Origin of the sequence: Ramlibacter pallidus (assembly GCF_015070875.1) — a bacterium.
GTDB classification, from domain to species: Bacteria; Pseudomonadota; Gammaproteobacteria; order Burkholderiales; family Burkholderiaceae_C; genus Ramlibacter; species Ramlibacter pallidus.
The window spans coordinates 587,572-603,021 of sequence record NZ_JADDIV010000004.1 but is presented as its reverse complement, the minus strand read 5'-3'; the positions used below and the strand labels follow the sequence as shown (position 1 = coordinate 603,021).

Here is a 15,450-nt window from a genome sequence, read left to right as displayed (position 1 = left end):
AATGAATCCCGATTTCGGCCTCCTGCACCTGTGGACCCAGGGCGACCTCATCACCAAGGGCGTGGCGGTGCTGCTGCTCGGCATGTCGCTGGCCTCCTGGATGGTGATCTTCATCAAGGCGATCGACCTGCGCCGGCACGCACGCCAGTCGCGCCAGATCGAGAGCTTCTGGCACGCGGCGGACTTCGCCGACGGCCTGAACAAGCTGGGCACCGATCCTTCCAACCCGTTCCGCGCGCTGGCGCTGGAAGGACGCGAGGCCGCCGCCCACCACAACGCGCAACCGCAGCTGCACGATTCGCTGGACGCCAGCGAATGGGTGACGCGCGCCCTGCGCAACTCCATCGACGAAGCCACGGCCCGGCTGCAGTCGGGGCTCGCAGTGCTGGCGTCGGTCGGCTCCACGGCGCCCTTCGTGGGCCTGTTCGGCACCGTCTGGGGCATCTACCACGCGCTGCTCTCCATCAGCAGCGCCGGCCAGGCCACGATCGACAAGGTGGCCGGCCCGATCGGCGAGGCGCTGATCATGACGGCGCTCGGCCTGGCGGTCGCCATCCCCGCCGTCCTGGGCTACAACGCGCTGGTGCGCGGCAACAAGGGCGTGCAGGTCAAGCTCAACCGCTTCGCCCACGACCTGCACGCCTTCTTCGTGACCGGCGCCCGCGTCAAGGGCGGCAATCCCTCGCGCGTCGTGCCGATGAAGAAGGGGAGCTGAGCATGGCCTTCGGCACCCAGGACGACACCGACGAAGTCATGAACGAGATCAACATGACGCCCTTCGTGGACGTCATGCTGGTGCTGCTGATCATCTTCATCATCACCGTGCCGGTGATGAAGCATTCGGTCAACGTGGACCTGCCGCGCGCCACCAGCGCCCCGCAGGACCAGAAGCCCGACACCATCCGCCTCTCGGTCGACGAGAAGGGCGACTACTTCTGGAACGAGCAGCGGGTGACCGAGGCCGACCTGCTGCCCCGCCTGCAGGCCGAGGCCGCGCGCGACCCGCAGCCCGAGCTGCACCTGCGCGGCGACCGCGACGCGCGCTACGAGCGCGTGGCGCAGGCGCTCGCGGCGGCCCAGCAGTCCGGCCTGCGCAAGATCGGTTTCATCACGGAGCCCAAGTCACCATGAGCGAACGGATGATGCACACCCCCTCGTCGCGCGACTGCGCCCCGCTGACGCCGGACACCCCGCGCGAAGAAGAACTGCTGCGGCCGGCGCCGCTCGCCAGCGAACAGCTGCTGCGCGGCCGGCGGCTGGTGGAGATCAGCCACAACGGCGAGGTCTACCGCCTGCAGGCCACCCGGCTGGGCAAGCTGATCCTCACCAAATAGTCAGAGGCCGAGCGCGGCGATGCCCGCGCGGGCGATCTGCGCGTCTTCCGTCGACTTGACGCCGCTCACCCCGACGGCGCCCAGGCACTGCCCGTCCTTCAGGATCGGCACGCCGCCTTCCAGCATCCCCTCCAGCGTCGGCGCGCTCAGGAACGAGAAGCGGCCGCCGTTGATGATCTCCTCGTAGATGCGGCTCTCGCGCCGGCCCAGCGCCGCCGTCCGGGCCTTGGCCGGGGCGATGTGCGCCGAGATCGCGGCAGCGCCGTCCGCCCGCTGCAGCCACAGGAGATGGCCGCCGTCGTCCACGATGGCGATGGTGACGGCCCAGCGGTTGGCCAGGGCTTCGGCCTCCGCGGCGGCGGCAATGGCCTTGACGTCGGCGAGTTCGAGGGTCGGTTTGGTCTTCATGGGCGATGAACGGCAGGAAAACCCGCAGCATAGCGTCTGGCGCCACACCGGCCGCCGCGCGAATTGACGGGCCGGGATTGAACCACCCTAGAATGCGCCCATCTAATGGCTGTCAAGCACAGGAGACCCGCATGAACGACCGAGTCCAGAACGCACCCACCTTCGACGGGTATGGCGGCATCGCCACCGCCGAAGCGCGCAACAAGGTCCTGCGCAACACCTACTGGCTGCTGGCGCTCAGCCTCATCCCCACCGTGCTCGGTGCCTGGGTCGGGCTGGCCACCGGCATCACCCGCAGCCTCGGCGGCGGCCTCGGCCTGGTAGTCTTCCTGGCGGGGGCCTTCGGCTTCATGTACGCCATCCAGAAGACCAAGGATTCCGCCGCGGGCGTCGGCGTGCTGCTGGCCTTCACCTTCTTCATGGGCCTGATGCTGTCCCGCCTGCTGGCCGTGATCCTGGGCATGGGCGGCGGCACGCAGATCGTGATGACGGCCTTCGGCGGCACCGCCGGCGTGTTCCTGGTCATGGCCACGCTCTCCAGCGTGATCAAGCGCGACCTGTCGGGCATGGGCAAGTGGCTGTTCGTCGGCGCGCTGGTGATCTTCTTCGGCGCCATCCTGAACGTGTTCTTCGGCTCCGCCGCCGGCGTGCTGGTCATCAGCACCCTGGCCGTGGGCGTCTTCAGCCTGTACATGCTGTACGACCTGAAGCAGATCATCGACGGCGGCGAGACCAACTACATCAGCGCCACGCTGGCCCTGTACCTGGACATCTTCAACGTGTTCCAGAGCCTGCTGGTCATCCTGGGCATCACGTCCGGCGACGACTGAAGCGCCGCGGCGCAGCGAGGAAGGGCCCCACCGGGGCCCATTTTCATTCCTGCAGGTCGAAGACCGCGATGGACTCCACGTGGGCGGTGTGGGGGAACATGTTGACCACCCCGGCGTGGGTGCAGGCATAGCCGCCCTGGTGCACCAGCAGCCCGGCGTCGCGCGCCAGCGTCGCCGGATTGCAGCTGACGTAGACGATGCGCCGCGGCGGCCGCCAGTCGCCCCGCAGGGAGGGATCCTGGTGCAGGTCGGCCAGCGCCTTGGCGAGGGCGAACGCGCCCTCGCGCGGCGGGTCGACCAGCCAGCGCACGGCGCTGCCGTCCGCCACCAGCTGCTGCGGCGTCATCTCGAACAGGTTGCGCGCCTCGAAGCGCGTGGGCGCCAGCGGTGCGGCGCGGCCGGCCTGGTTGCGCGCGTAATTCTCGCGCGAGCGCGCCACCAGCGTCTCGCTGCCCTCGATGCCCAGCACTTCGCCGGCGCGGGTGGCGAGCGGCAGGGTGAAGTTGCCGAGGCCGCAGAACCAGTCGATCACGCGCTCGCCCGCCTGGATGTCCAGCAGGCGCACGGCGCGGTCCACCAGCACGCGGTTGATGTGCGGGTTGACCTGCGTGAAGTCGGTGGGGCGGAACGGCATGGTGATGCCGAACTCGGGCAGCGAATACGAGAGCTCGCGTCCACCTTCGTCCAGCAGCTTCACCGTGTCCGGGCCCTTGGGCTGCAGCCACCACTGCACGCCGGCCGCGGCATGCTCGCGCGCGAAGGCGCGCAGCTTGGCCAGGTCGCCGGCCGAGAGCGGCTCCAGGTGGCGCAGCACCAGCGCGGTGACGCCGTCCCCGCAGGCCAGCTCGATCTGCGGGCAGGTCTCGATGGCGTCCATGGACCCGATCAGGGCCCGCAGCGGCAGCAGCAGGTCGCTCACGTGCGGCGGCACGACGTGGCATTCGCGGATGTCCGCGACGTAGCGGCTCTTGCGCTCGTGGAAGCCCACCAGGACGGCCCCCTTCTTGCGCACGTGCCGCACCGAGAAGCGGGCGCGCCAGCGGTAGCCCCAGGCCGGCCCCTCGATCGCGGGCAGCATCGTCCCGGCGCGCACCTTGCCCAGGTGCCACAGGTTGTCCTCCAGCACGCGCTGCTTGATGGCGACCTGCGCGCCCACGTGCAGGTGCTGCATCTTGCAGCCGCCGCAGGCGCCCTCGTGCAGCCCGAAGTGCGGGCAGCGGGGCCGCACGCGCTGCGCCGACTCGCGGTGCACCGCGACCAGCGAGGCCTGCTCCCAGTTGTTCTTGCGCCGGTGGACGTTGGCCGTCACCCGCTCGCCCGGCAGGGCGCCGTCGACGAACACCACCTTGCCGTCCGGGCGCCGGGCGACGCCCTGCGCCTCGATGTCCAGCGATTCGATTTCCAGCCAGCCCTCGGGATGCACGGGCGGCGCCGCTTTCTCTGTCATGCCCCGATTGTCTCAGGGCCGCGCGGCCCTCACTTCCAGGCGGCCAGGTATTCCTGCCAGTGCGCCTCGGCCGGCGCGAGGTCGGCCAGCGACTGCTTCACCAGCGCGATCTCCTGCGCGTACTCGGCCTCGGTGAAGCCGCAGCGCATCTTCTGGTAGCGGCAGTACAGCAGGTAGGTGTTCATCACGTCCGTCTCGCAATAGCGGCGGATCTCCTCCAGCTTGCCGTCCTGGAAGGCCGTGAACACCTGCGAGCCGTCCATGCCCAGCTTGCCGGGAAACCCGCACAGCTTGGCCATCGCGTCGAGCGGCGCGCTGGCGCGGGGCTGGTACATGGCCAGCAGGTCCATCAGGTCCAGGTGCCGCATGTGGTACCGGCTGATGTAGTTGTTCCACTTGAACTCCCGGTCGTCCGGCCCGCCGCCCTCCCCCATGCACCAGTAGCGGTCGGCCGTGACGCCGTGGCGCAGCCCGCGGTAGTGCAGCACCGGCAGGTCGAAGCCGCCGCCGTTCCAGCTCACGAGCTGTGGCACGTGCTTGTCGACGGCGCTGAAGAAGTTCTGGATCACCTTGCCTTCGCTCGCGTTGTCGCGGTCGACGAAGGAGTGCACGCGCAGGCCTTCGGCATTGCGGAAGACGCAGCTGATCACGAGCACGCGCTGCAGGTACAGCGGCATGAAGTCGCTCTGTCCGTTGTCCTTGCGCTCCTGCAGCCAGGCGGCGTAGAGCTGCTGGTCGGAGACCTCCGGAGGGACGTCGCGCAGCACGCGCAGGCCCTGGACGTCGGGAATGGATTCGATGTCGAAGACAAGTACGGGCCAGGCCATGCGCGGCACTGTACCAGCCGCTAGAAAAGCGCCTGCTTGTCCACGCCGCTGCGCACCATCTGCCGCTTCAGCTTGCCGAGCGCCTCGTTCTGGATCTGCCGCACGCGTTCGCGCGTGAGGCCGAGCCGGTCGCTGAGGACTTCGAGCGTCTCCGGCTCGCGGTGGTGCAGGCCGAAGCGGCCTTCCAGGACTTCCTTCTCGCGGTGCGTCAGCGTGGCGATCCAGCCGGCGAGCAGCCGCTCCACCTCGTGGTTCTGCGTGACGCCGGTCGGGTCCACCGCCCCTTCGTCGGCCATGAAATCGCCCAGGGTGGTCTCGTCGTCCGAGCGATCGGCCACCGCGTCCAGCGAGCGCGGCGCCTCCGCCATGGCCAGCAGCTGCGACACCTCCTGCACGTCGCGACCGAGCAGCGCGGCGACGTCCTCCACGCGGACGTTCTCGTCGGCGCCCTTGCGGCCGGCGAACGCGGGATCGTTCTCCAGCGCCCGGCGCGCGCGCAGCACCTGCTGCAGTTCACGCACGACGTGCACCGGCAGGCGGATCACGCGGCCCTGGTTCATGACCGCCCGCTCCACGGACTGCCGGATCCACCAGGTCGCATAGGTCGAGAAGCGGAAGCCGCGCTCGGGCTCGAACTTGTCGATGGCGTGCATCAGCCCGAGGTTGCCTTCCTCGATCAGGTCCGCCAGCGGCACGCCGCGCCCCAGGTAGCCCTTGGCGATGCTCACCACCAGGCGCAGGTTGTGCTCGATCATGGACTGCCGCGCCGCGAAGTCGCCGGCGCGGGCGCGCACGGCGGTGGCGTATTCCTCCTCGGCGGTGAACAGCGACGTGCGGCGCACGTCGCGCAGGTAGAGCGTCAGCGTGTCGCTGCTCTCGCCGGACAGGTCGGCGGCCGCCTCGCGCAGCGCCGGCTCCACGGCCGCGGCGCCGGCGGCCGGCTCATCCGTGGGAGCACCGTCCGCGGTATCGCGGGCGCCTGCAGGCGTCGGATCGTTTCCGTGCCCGTTGCGCCGCTTCATCGCTACCTCGGTGGCAGGTACCTCGTGGGGTCGACCGGCTTGCCCTGCCGGCGGATTTCGAAATGCAGCTTCACGCGATCGGTGTCGGTGGAGCCCATCTCGGCGATCTTCTGGCCCTTGCGCACCGACTGGTCTTCCTTGACCAGCAGCGTCTGGTTGTGCGCGTAGGCCGTGAGATAGGTGTTGTTGTGCTTCAGGATGATCAGGTTGCCGTAGCCGCGCAGGCCCGCGCCGGCATACACCACGCGGCCGTCGGCGGCGGCCAGCACCGGGTCGCCTGCACGGCCCCCGATGTCGATGCCCTTGTTCTTCTGCTCGTCGAAGCCGGCGAGCACGTTGGCGCCGCCCCCCGTCGGCCAGGCCCAGGCGATGCCTTCGTCGGCAGCGGGTGCCGGCGGGCTGGGAGCGGCCGCAGGCGACGGAGCGCTCGCGGCGGCGACCGGCCCGCTGGCGGGCCCGGACGGCATTGCGGCGATCGGGGCGGAGGCCGCGGGGCGCGGCGGTTCCGCCACCGCCACGGCCGGGGCCGGCGGGACCACCCGCAACACCTGGCCGACCTCGATCACGTTCGGGTTCTCCAGCGCGTTCCAGCGGACGATGTCCTTCCAGTTCTGGCCGCTTTCCAATGCGATGCGCAGCACCGTGTCGCCCGGCTTGACGGTGTAGTAGCCGGGCTTGCCCGCGTTCTCGGCGCCCGGCAGCACCCGGGCGGGCTCCACGACGGCCGTGGCCGCGGGCGCGGCCACGCGGGGGCCGCGGTCCTCCACCGGCGCGGGCGTGCGGCGCGGGGCGGCACAGCCGGCGAGCATGGCGAGCGCCAGCACCAGCAACAACCCCGACCCTGCGCGTGCGCGCGACACCATTCGATTCTTCCTCATGCGATCCCTGATTTTAGGGGGACAAAGTGAACGCTCTCAAGGACGCTCTGCTGCAGTCGCGCACCGTTCTTCTCCACGATGACGAGCGCCTGCTGGCCGTTCGCCATCACCATCGGCGCGACGATGCGCCCGCCGTCGGCGAGCTGGTCGGTCCAGGCCGCCGGCACGGCGTCGCCGCCCGCCGCGGCAATGATGCCCGCATACGGCGCGCCCTGGGCGAACCCGGCCATGCCGTCGCCGAACAGCAGGTGCACGTTCGGCAGGCGGAAGGTGCGCAGGTTCTCGCGCGCGCGGTCGTGCAGGCCGCGCAACCGTTCGATGCTGTACACCTCGGTCGCCACCTGGCTCAGCACCGCGGCCTGGTAGCCGCAGCCGGTGCCGACCTCCAGCACGCGGCCGAGCCGGCCGTCCTTGCCGGTGCGGCCGGCAAGCAGCAGCTCGATCATGCGCGCGACCACGCTGGGTTTCGAGATCGTCTGGCCGAGCCCGATCGGCAGGCTGGTGTCCTCGTAGGCCTGGTTCACCAGGGCGCTGTCGACGAAGCGATGGCGCTCCACCGCGTTCATCGCGGCGACCACGCGCGGATCGGCCAACCCCTGCGCAGCAAGCTTCTGCACCATGCGCGTGCGCACGGCCTGCGAGTCGAGGCCGTGGCCCGCGCCTGCCGTCGGCGCTACGACGCGCGCCGGCGGGAGCGCGGAGGCGCGTCGCACCGGCGGCTGCGCGGCCGAAGGCAGGCGGGCCGGGAAGCCGGGGCGCCGCGTCATGCGGCGTCCCCGCCGGCCGCCAGCTGCACCGCGGCCTGCCCCCAGTATCGCAGGGCGTCATGGTCGGTCAGGTCCACCTTCAGCGGGGTGATCGTCGGATGGCCCTGCAGGGTGGCATGGAAGTCGGTGCCCTCGGCATCGTCCTTCGCCTTGCCGGCCCCGCCGATCCAGTACATCGTCACCCCGTGCGGGCTGGTCTGCGAGATCACCTTCTCCGCCGCATGGCGCCGGCCGAGGCGGCACACCTTGAACGGCTTGAGCTCGTCGTACGCGCGGTTGGGGATGTTCACGTTCAGCAGCCAGTGCGCGCCGTCGGTGCGGTGGTGGGCCGACAGGTACTGCACCAGGTCGCGGGCCTTGCGCGCCGCCGCGTCCAGGTGGCCCCAGCCCTTCTCGACCTGCGAGAAGGCGATCGCCGGCACGCCGAACAGGTAGCCCTCCATCGCGGCGCCCACCGTGCCCGAATAGATCGTGTCGTCGCCCATGTTGGCGCCGTTGTTGATGCCGCTCACCACGAGGTCGGGCTTGTATCCCAGCAATCCCGTCAGCGCGATGTGCACGCAGTCGGCCGGCGTGCCGTTCACGTAGCGGAAGCCGTTGGCCGCCTCGGTGACGTACAGCGGCTGGTGCAGCGTGAGCGCGTTCGACTTCGCGCTGTTGTTGTGCTCGGGCGCGACCACCTCGACCTCGCCCAGGTCGCGGATCGCTTCGTAGAGCGCCACGATCCCGGGGGCCTGGTAGCCGTCGTCGTTGGAGAGCAGGATCTTCATGGTGTTTGTGCCCGATTGTAGGCGGCGGTCACCGCAGGGACATTCGCGCCGCCCTGGCCTTGCCTATGATCGCGGCACCAGTTTTCCCCGGAGTCCCCCATGCATGCCTGGCTTTGCGAAAACCCCGTCGGCGTCGATGCGCTGCAATGGAAGGAGCTGCCCACGCCGCAGCCGCAGGCGGGCGAGGTCCTGATCGAGATCAAGGCGGCCAGCCTGAACTTCCCCGACCTGCTGATCGTGCAGAACAAGTACCAGTTCAAGCCGCCGCTGCCCTTCGTGCCCGGTTCCGAGTACGCGGGCATCGTCGCTGCCGTGGGCGAAGGCGTGACGCAGCTGAAGGTCGGCCAGCCCGTCGCCTGCCTCTCCGGCACCGGCGGCTTCGGCACCCACGCCATTGCGCCGGCCAAGCTGTGCATGCCGCTGCCGCCCGGCTTCCCCTTCGTCGACGCCGCTGCCTTCATCATGATCTACGCCACCTCGCACCATGCGCTGGTGGACCGCGCGCAGCTGAAGGCCGGCGAGACGGTGCTGGTCCTCGGCGCCGCCGGCGGCGTGGGCACCTCCGCGATCCAGATCGCCAAGGCGATGGGCGCGCGAGTGATCGCCGCCGCATCCACCGACGAGAAATGCGAGCTGTGCCGGCAGATCGGCGCGGACGCCACGATCAACTACACGCAGCACCCGGTGCCCAATGCCTTCCGCGAGGCGGTCAAGGCGGCCACGGACGGCAAGGGCCCGGACGTCATCTACGACCCGGTCGGCGGGGATTTCGCCGAGCCGGCGTTCCGCTCGATCGCCTGGCGTGGCCGCTACCTCGTGGTCGGGTTCGCCGCGGGCCCGATCCCGAGCCTGCCGCTGAACCTCGCACTGCTGAAGGGAGCCTCCATCGTCGGCGTGTTCTGGGGCGACTTCTCCCGCCGCGAACCCAAGGCCAACGCCGCGATGATGGGCGAGCTGGCGCAGTGGTACGCGCAGGGCAAGGTCAAGCCGGTGATCGACCGCACGATGCCGATGGCGGACCTGAAGGCCGCCTATGCGCACATGGGTTCGCGCGGCGTGAAGGGCAAGCTGGTGATGGTCAATCCCTGACGCGCTGCCACGAGCCGTCCGCGCGCCCGGCTATAATCCCGGGTTCGCGGTGGCTGTAGCTCAGTTGGTAGAGTCCAGGATTGTGATTCCTGTTGTCGTGGGTTCGAGTCCCATCAGCCACCCCAGCGCATCCCCCAAACAGGCACTTCCAGTGCCTGTTTTCGTTTCCGGCCGTAGGACACGATCCCGCCGCGCCGGCCAACAGTAGACGTCTTCTCACACGGCCGGGCAGCCGCCTTTGCTACGGTGGCCCCCCATGCAAGAAATCGTCCAATCGCTCGGCCACTACGACGTGGCGGGCATCTCCACCTTCAACATCGCGATGGCCCTGGCGGCCGCCCTGCTCTCCTATGTGCTGATGCATGTCGTCATCGGCTTCGCGGCCGGCCGGCTGCGCGCACTGAGCCGCCGCACCGCCAACAGCGCCGACGACATGCTGGTCGACGTGCTGGCGGGCACCAGCCGCTGGCTGCTGGTCCTCACGGCCCTGCTGGTCGGCATCAGCCTGCTGGAACTCGGCCCCAAGTGGAGCGAGCGCGTCGGCCATCTCTGGTTCATCGCGCTCGCCGTGCAGTTCGGCCTGTGGTTCACGCGGGGCGTGGGGCTGGCGGTGCACCGCTACCAGCAGCGGCACCATCCGGAGAGCGACGGCCGCCTGAGCGCATCCGCGGGCCTGCTCTCGTGGTTCCTGCGCACCGTGGGCTGGGCCGTGATCCTGCTCGCCGTCCTGTCCAACATGGGCGTGGACATCACCGCCTTCGTCGCCAGCCTCGGCGTGGGCGGCATCGCGATCGCGCTGGCCGTGCAGAACATCCTCGGCGACCTGTTCGCGTCGCTGGCGATCGCGGTGGACAAGCCGTTCGAGGTCGGCGACTACATCGGCACGCCGATGGGCCAGGGCACGGTGGAGTACGTCGGGCTGAAGACCACGCACATCCGCAGCCTGGAGGGCGAACAGATCGTGATCGGCAACACCGACCTGCTCAAGCAGCCACTGCGCAACTACAAGCGCATGCAGGAGCGCCGCATCTCGTTCCGCTTCGGCCTCACCTACGACACGGCGCCCGGGCTGGTGGAGGCGGTGCCGGGGCTGGTGCGGGAGGCGATCACCTCCGACCAGCGCCTGCGCTTCGACCGCGCCCATTTCGCCGGCTTCGGCGACAGCTCGCTCGATTTCGAGGTGGTGTACTTCGTGCGCAGCGCCAGCTACGGCGACTACATGGACGCGCAGCAGCAGCTGAACCTGAACCTGCTGCGCGCGTTCGCGGAGCGAGGCATCGCCTTCGCCTTCCCCACGCGCACCATCGTGCTGGCGGGCCAGAGCGAGCCCGCGCGCGGGGGCGACTCCCACGGCGAACCCGCGCTGCAGGGCGCGGGCCGCGGCACGCTCCAGTAGCGCGCCACGGTTCAGCTGGGGCCGGCCTTCGACGCGCGACCGGCGTCGTCGCGCGCGTCGACGGGCGGGTTACTGCGCCGCGCCTTCCTTCGGCTTCGCGGCCTTGATCTGCACCTTGAAGCGTTCCTTGAGCATGGCGTAGTAGGCGGCGGACTCGGCCGCGGCCCAGGCACGCGTGTACTGCTCGCGCTCCTGCTGGGCCTGCTGCGGCGCAGGGGCGGTGCGCGCCACCACGCGGTTCACCTTCACGACGGCATAGCCTTCGGCGCCCAGGTCCACGCCGACCAGTGCCGGGAGCTTCGCCGGGTCGGCGCGCAGCGCGGCCTCGATCACCTGCGGCGGCTGCTTGCCGGCGTCCTGCCGCGACAGGGGCGCCGCGGCGGGCATCTCGGCGGTCGCGGGAGCGGCCTGCCAGGCGGCGAGCTTCGCTTCGCCTTCCTTCTTCGCCAGTTCGGCCGCGCGTGCGGCGACCACGCGCTCGCGCACCTGGTCCTTCACTTCCTCGAAGGGGCGCGTGCGCGCCGGCGTGTACTGGGTGATGCGGCCGGACACCATCTGGCTGGGCCCGAACTCCACCGCTTCCGTGTTGCGCTTGCGCTCGATCGCATCCGGCGCGAACAGCGCCTGCAGGAACTTGGGGTTGCTGAGCGGGCCCGGAGGCCCGGGCCGCGGGGTGCGCGTGATGCCCTGCGCCGTGCGCACTTCGAGCTTGAGCTTGTCCGCCACGGGCTTGAGCGAATCCGCCTGCTCGTAGACGGTGTTGCTGAAGGTCTCCGCGGCCTCGGCGTACTTCTTCTGCGCCTGCTCGCGCTTGAGCTGCGCTTCCAGCTCGCCGCGCACCTGCTCGAAGCTGCGCTGCACCGGCGCCTTGATGTCGGTGAGGCGCAGGATGTGGAAGCCGAACTCGGTTTCGACGAGGCCGCTGATCTCGCCCTTGGACTTCAGCGCGAACGCCGCGTCCTCGAACGGCTTGGTCATCGCGCCGCGCGCGAAGAAGTCGAGGTCGCCGCCCTGCGCGGCGGAGCCGGGGTCCTGCGAGTTCGCCTTGGCGACGTCGGCGAAGCTGTCGGGGTTCTTGCGCACCTGCGCCAGCAGTTCCTCGGCCTTCGCGCGGGCCTTCTGCTTGTCGGCGTCCGGCGCCCCCTTGGGCACCGCCACCAGGATGTGGCTGGCACGCCGCTCTTCCTGGCCCGCCAGGCGGGCCGCGTTCTGCTCGTAATACGTGCGCAGGTCGGCCTCGTTCACGGCGGCGCCCGCCTGCAGCGTCGACGGATCCAGCACGACGTATTCGATGTTCGCCTGCTCCGGCGCCTGGAACAGCTGCGGGTTGCCCTTGTAGAAGGCCTGCAGGTCCGCGTCCGAGGGCTCCACGCGCGCCTTGAAGTCGGCGGCGGGGAAGCGCGCGACCTGCACCTCGCGCTGCTCGAAGTAGCTGTCCAGCGCCACGCCCGCCTGCGCGGGCGGCGTGAAGGCCGATTGCGAGACGCCGCCGACCACCTGCCGCAGCGCGAGGTCGTTGCGCACGTTGTTCTCGTAGCTCTCGGGCGTCATGCCGCGCGCGGAGAGCAGCTGGCGGTAGCGGTCCATGTCCAGCTTGCCGTCCGGGCCGCGCAGGGCGCGGATCAGCTCGTTGTTCTGGAGTTCGCGCGCCACGCGCTGGTCCGGCACCACCAGGTTCGCGTCCGCCACGGCGGCCGCGAACACCCGCTCGCGCACCAGCGATTCGAGCGTGCCGTACTTGGCCTCCGGCGTGTCGAACATGCGCGCATCCAGCGTCGGCATCTGCTCGCGCAGGCGGTCGACCTGCATGCGGTGCGCGTTGTCCCACTCGGCCTGCGTGATCTCCTGCCCGGCCACCTTGGCCACGGCTTCGCCGCCTTCGCGGTAGCGGCTGTAGCCCTCGAGCCCGAACAACACGAACGAGGGGACGATCAGGATGAACAGCAGCAGCTGCATGATCCTGGTGTGCTTGCGGACGAAATCAAACATGCGAGCGACTCAGTTCTTGACAAACAAAAAGGCGAACCGCGGTTCGCCTTCTTCGTTGGTGGGTGCTGACGGGATCGAACCGCCGACCTACGCCTTGTAAGGGCGCCGCTCTACCAGCTGAGCTAAGCACCCCACCGGGAAACGCCGGCCAATCAGTTCAGCGCGTCTTTCAGCGCCTTGCCGGGACGGAACTTGGGCACCTTGGCGGCCTTGATTTTAATCTGAGCGCCGGTCCGGGGATTCCGGCCGCTCCGGGCGGCCCGCTTGCCCACCGCGAAGGTGCCGAATCCGACGAGCGAAACCGATCCGCCTTTCTTCAGCGTGGTCTTCACCGCGCCGATCATGGACTCCAGCGCGCGCGTGGCGGCAGCCTTGGAGATGTCGGCGTGTTTGGCGATGTGCTCGATCAGTTCGGTCTTGTTCACAGGGGCCCCTCGTGCAGGTTGATCTTGGACGATGCGTCTCTTCAAAAATTTGTCTCCCGTTCCCACCGCGCAGCCGGTGCGCACAGGAGGAAGGGGAGACAGGATGGGCGGCCTTGCGGCCACTGGCTTTGATTAGAGAACAGCGTCGCGAGGGGTGTCAATATGCCATGCGGCAATACAACACGCCCCACCGCATTCTGGAGCGAACCTGACGGGAAGCGCCCGCTCACGTGCGCCCGTTGCATGGACAAACGGATGTTGCACTGCGACGCGTCAGAGCGCCGCGGCGATCGCCTTGCCCACGTCGGTGGTGCTCGCGTTGCCGCCGATGTCGCCCGTGCGCGGCGCGCCCGATTTCGGGTCGAGCACCGCCTCGATCGCCTTCAGGATCGCGTCGTGCGCCTCCTTGTGCCCAAGGAACTCCAGCATCATCGCGCCGCACCAGATCTGGCCGATCGGGTTGGCGATGTTCTTGCCGTAGATGTCCGGCGCGGACCCGTGCACCGGCTCGAACAGCGAGGGAAAGGTGCGGTCGGGATTCAGGTTCGCGCTGGGCGCGATGCCGATCGTTCCGGTGCAGGCCGGGCCGAGGTCGCTGAGGATGTCTCCGAACAGGTTGCTCGCGACCACCACGTCGAAGAAGTCGGGCCGCTGCACGAAGTGCGCGGTGAGGATGTCGATGTGGAACTTGTCGGTCTTCACCTGGGGATACCGCTTCGCCATCTCGGCGACACGCTCGTCCCAGTACGGCATGGTGATCGCGATGCCGTTCGACTTGGTGGCGCTGGTCAGGTGCTTCTTCGGGCGCGAGGCGGCGAGCTCGTAGGCGAACTTCAGCACGCGGTCCACGCCGTGGCGGGACATGATCGTCTCCTGCATGACGATCTCGCGCGGCGTGCCCGGGTACATGCGTCCGCCGACGGCGGAGTACTCGCCCTCGGTGTTCTCGCGCACGATGTACATGTCGATCTCGCCCGGCTCGCGCCGGCTGCCGTCCTTGCGCACGACCGGCGCGATGATGCCGGGCATCAGGCGCGCGGGCCGCAGGTTCACGTACTGGTCGAACTCGCGGCGGAACAGCAGCAGCGAGCCCCACAGCGACACGTGGTCGGCGATCTTCTCGGGCCAGCCGACCGCGCCGAAGAACAGCGCGTCGTGGCCGCCGACCTGGTCCTTCCAGTCGTCCGGCATCATCTTGCCGTGCTTCTCGTAGTAGTCCCAGCTGGAGAAGTCGAACTCGTCGAAGGCCAGGTCGATGCCGAACTTGCGGGCGGCCGCGTCGACGACGCGCATGCCTTCGGGCATGACCTCCTTGCCGATGCCGTCGCCGGGAATGACTGCGATGCGTTTCTTGCTCAAGGCTGGCTCCTGAAGAAGTGGAAGGATTCGTCCAGCAGAAGGGCGGGCGCCTCTTCCGCGATGTAGTGGCCGCACGGCAGGTTGCGGCCCGAGAAATCGTCCGCCGCGGCTTTCCACAGCGCGGGCACGTCGAAGCAGCGTCCCACCGCGCCGTGCTCGCCCCACAGCACGCGCAGCGGCTGCGCCAGGCGGCGGCCGGCATCGTGGTCCGCCTGGTCGTGCTGCAGGTCGATGCCGGCGCCGGCACGGTAGTCGGCGCAGATGGATTCCGCGGTGCCCGCGGTGCCGATGCACCGCTCGTACTCGGCCAGCGCCTCCGGCGCGAAGGCGGCGAGGCCCGCATGGCGCGTGCCCATCACCGCGCGCAGGTACCGCACCGGGTCCGATGCGATCAGCGCTTCGGGCAGCGGCGGCGGCTGCACCAGGAAGAACCAGTGCCAGTAGGCGCGGGCGAAGGCTTCGTTCGTCCCGCGGTACATCGGCAGCGTGGGCGCGATGTCCAGCAGCAGGAGGCGTTCCACCGCCTGCGGATGGTCCAGCGCCAGCCGGTGCGCGACGCGCGCGCCGCGGTCGTGCGCCAGCACCTGGAAGCGCTGGTGCCCCAGCGACCGCATGACGTGCAGGGCATCCCGCGCCATCTCGCGTTTGGCGTACGCGCCGGAGCCCTCGCCCGCCGGCGGGCGGCCCGCGTCGCCGTAGCCGCGCAGGTCCATCAGCACCACGTCGAAGCGCTGCGCGAGCTGCGGTGCCACGCGATGCCACATCGCGTGCGTCTGCGGGTGCCCATGCAGCAGCAGCAGCGGCGCGCCCGCGCCGGCACGTCGCACGTGCAGCGCCACGCCTTCGCGCGCCATTCGCAGGGTTTCGAAGCCGTCCAGCATGGCGCCATTCTCGGCGACGCGGCAAGGC

Annotated in this window: 17 protein-coding genes and 2 tRNA genes; 7 read left to right on the top strand and 12 right to left on the bottom strand. The window is 69.6% G+C overall.

Going from position 1 to position 15,450, the window contains the following annotated elements; genetic code table 11:
• The first annotated feature begins 1 nt into the window (after position 1).
• From IM787_RS16260 to hemP, 3 genes are read left to right on the top strand one after another with little or no spacing between them, the layout of a single operon-like run.
• The gene (locus IM787_RS16260; protein WP_193677719.1) at positions 2-715 is read left to right on the top strand and encodes a MotA/TolQ/ExbB proton channel family protein; all 714 of its coding nucleotides are present in this window, start codon (positions 2-4) and stop codon (positions 713-715) included.
• Positions 716-717: 2 nt separating this feature from the next.
• The gene (locus IM787_RS16255; RefSeq protein WP_193677718.1) at positions 718-1,131 is read left to right on the top strand and encodes an ExbD/TolR family protein; all 414 of its coding nucleotides are present in this window, start codon (positions 718-720) and stop codon (positions 1,129-1,131) included.
• Positions 1,128-1,334 carry a hemin uptake protein HemP gene (hemP, locus tag IM787_RS16250; protein WP_193677717.1) on the top strand — a complete coding sequence of 69 codons (207 nt, stop codon included), beginning with the start codon at positions 1,128-1,130 and terminating at the stop codon, positions 1,332-1,334. Before IM787_RS16255 ends, hemP begins: the two co-directional genes overlap by 4 nt.
• On the opposite strand, the gene IM787_RS16245 is transcribed toward hemP, so the two are convergent.
• Complete coding sequence (locus tag IM787_RS16245) at positions 1,335-1,742, bottom strand: GlcG/HbpS family heme-binding protein (protein WP_193677716.1); 408 nt, start codon at positions 1,740-1,742, stop codon at positions 1,335-1,337.
• A 131-nt stretch (positions 1,743-1,873) separates the two neighbouring features.
• On the opposite strand from IM787_RS16245, the gene IM787_RS16240 reads away from it, so the two are divergent.
• Positions 1,874-2,572 (top strand): Bax inhibitor-1/YccA family protein, encoded by a 699-nt coding sequence (locus tag IM787_RS16240; RefSeq protein ID WP_193677715.1) that lies wholly within the window; start codon positions 1,874-1,876, stop codon positions 2,570-2,572.
• Positions 2,573-2,615: 43 nt separating this feature from the next.
• On the opposite strand, the gene rlmD is transcribed toward IM787_RS16240, so the two are convergent.
• From rlmD to surE, 6 genes are read right to left on the bottom strand one after another with little or no spacing between them, the layout of a single operon-like run.
• The gene (rlmD, locus tag IM787_RS16235; RefSeq protein WP_193677714.1) at positions 2,616-4,019 is read right to left on the bottom strand and encodes a 23S rRNA (uracil(1939)-C(5))-methyltransferase RlmD; all 1,404 of its coding nucleotides are present in this window, start codon (positions 4,017-4,019) and stop codon (positions 2,616-2,618) included.
• Positions 4,020-4,048: 29 nt separating this feature from the next.
• A complete protein-coding gene (locus IM787_RS16230) occupies positions 4,049-4,846 on the bottom strand; it encodes a 3'-5' exonuclease (protein ID WP_193677713.1) in 798 nt (265 codons plus the stop codon).
• Positions 4,847-4,866: 20 nt separating this feature from the next.
• Positions 4,867-5,868 carry an RNA polymerase sigma factor RpoS gene (gene rpoS, locus IM787_RS16225; protein WP_193677712.1) on the bottom strand — a complete coding sequence of 334 codons (1,002 nt, stop codon included), beginning with the start codon at positions 5,866-5,868 and terminating at the stop codon, positions 4,867-4,869.
• Positions 5,869-5,870: 2 nt separating this feature from the next.
• Positions 5,871-6,746: a peptidoglycan DD-metalloendopeptidase family protein gene (locus IM787_RS16220; RefSeq protein ID WP_435531164.1), complete on the bottom strand. Its 876-nt coding sequence runs from the start codon at positions 6,744-6,746 to the stop codon at positions 5,871-5,873.
• A complete protein-coding gene (locus IM787_RS16215) occupies positions 6,743-7,513 on the bottom strand; it encodes a protein-L-isoaspartate(D-aspartate) O-methyltransferase (protein ID WP_193677711.1) in 771 nt (256 codons plus the stop codon). Before IM787_RS16215 ends, IM787_RS16220 begins: the two co-directional genes overlap by 4 nt.
• The gene (surE, locus tag IM787_RS16210) at positions 7,510-8,283 is read right to left on the bottom strand and encodes a 5'/3'-nucleotidase SurE (RefSeq protein ID WP_193677710.1); all 774 of its coding nucleotides are present in this window, start codon (positions 8,281-8,283) and stop codon (positions 7,510-7,512) included. The genes IM787_RS16215 and surE overlap by 4 nt, the downstream gene beginning before the upstream one ends.
• A 99-nt stretch (positions 8,284-8,382) precedes the next feature.
• On the opposite strand from surE, the gene IM787_RS16205 reads away from it, so the two are divergent.
• The 3 genes from IM787_RS16205 to IM787_RS16195 all read left to right on the top strand — a co-directional run bounded on the left by IM787_RS16205 (position 8,383) and on the right by IM787_RS16195 (position 10,768).
• Positions 8,383-9,372 carry an NADPH:quinone oxidoreductase family protein gene (locus tag IM787_RS16205; protein ID WP_193677709.1) on the top strand — a complete coding sequence of 330 codons (990 nt, stop codon included), beginning with the start codon at positions 8,383-8,385 and terminating at the stop codon, positions 9,370-9,372.
• 49 nt (positions 9,373-9,421) lie between these two features.
• Positions 9,422-9,497: transfer RNA gene (locus IM787_RS16200), tRNA-His, on the top strand.
• Between the two features lie 131 nt (positions 9,498-9,628).
• Positions 9,629-10,768 (top strand): mechanosensitive ion channel family protein, encoded by a 1,140-nt coding sequence (locus IM787_RS16195; RefSeq protein WP_193677708.1) that lies wholly within the window; start codon positions 9,629-9,631, stop codon positions 10,766-10,768.
• Positions 10,769-10,837: 69 nt separating this feature from the next.
• On the opposite strand, the gene IM787_RS16190 is transcribed toward IM787_RS16195, so the two are convergent.
• From IM787_RS16190 to IM787_RS16170, 5 genes are all read right to left on the bottom strand, one after another.
• Entirely contained in the window at positions 10,838-12,757 is a 1,920-nt protein-coding gene (locus tag IM787_RS16190; RefSeq protein ID WP_193677707.1) for a SurA N-terminal domain-containing protein, read from the bottom strand.
• Positions 12,758-12,813: 56 nt separating this feature from the next.
• A tRNA-Val gene (locus IM787_RS16185) sits at positions 12,814-12,889 on the bottom strand.
• Between the two features lie 20 nt (positions 12,890-12,909).
• A complete protein-coding gene (locus IM787_RS16180) occupies positions 12,910-13,182 on the bottom strand; it encodes an HU family DNA-binding protein (RefSeq protein WP_013901776.1) in 273 nt (90 codons plus the stop codon).
• A 273-nt stretch (positions 13,183-13,455) separates the two neighbouring features.
• Positions 13,456-14,541, bottom strand: coding sequence for a tartrate dehydrogenase (locus IM787_RS16175; RefSeq protein ID WP_193677706.1), 1,086 nt, complete (start codon positions 14,539-14,541; stop codon positions 13,456-13,458).
• Positions 14,538-15,422 (bottom strand): alpha/beta fold hydrolase, encoded by an 885-nt coding sequence (locus tag IM787_RS16170; protein ID WP_193677705.1) that lies wholly within the window; start codon positions 15,420-15,422, stop codon positions 14,538-14,540. Before IM787_RS16170 ends, IM787_RS16175 begins: the two co-directional genes overlap by 4 nt.
• Between the last annotated feature and the right edge of the window lie 28 nt (positions 15,423-15,450).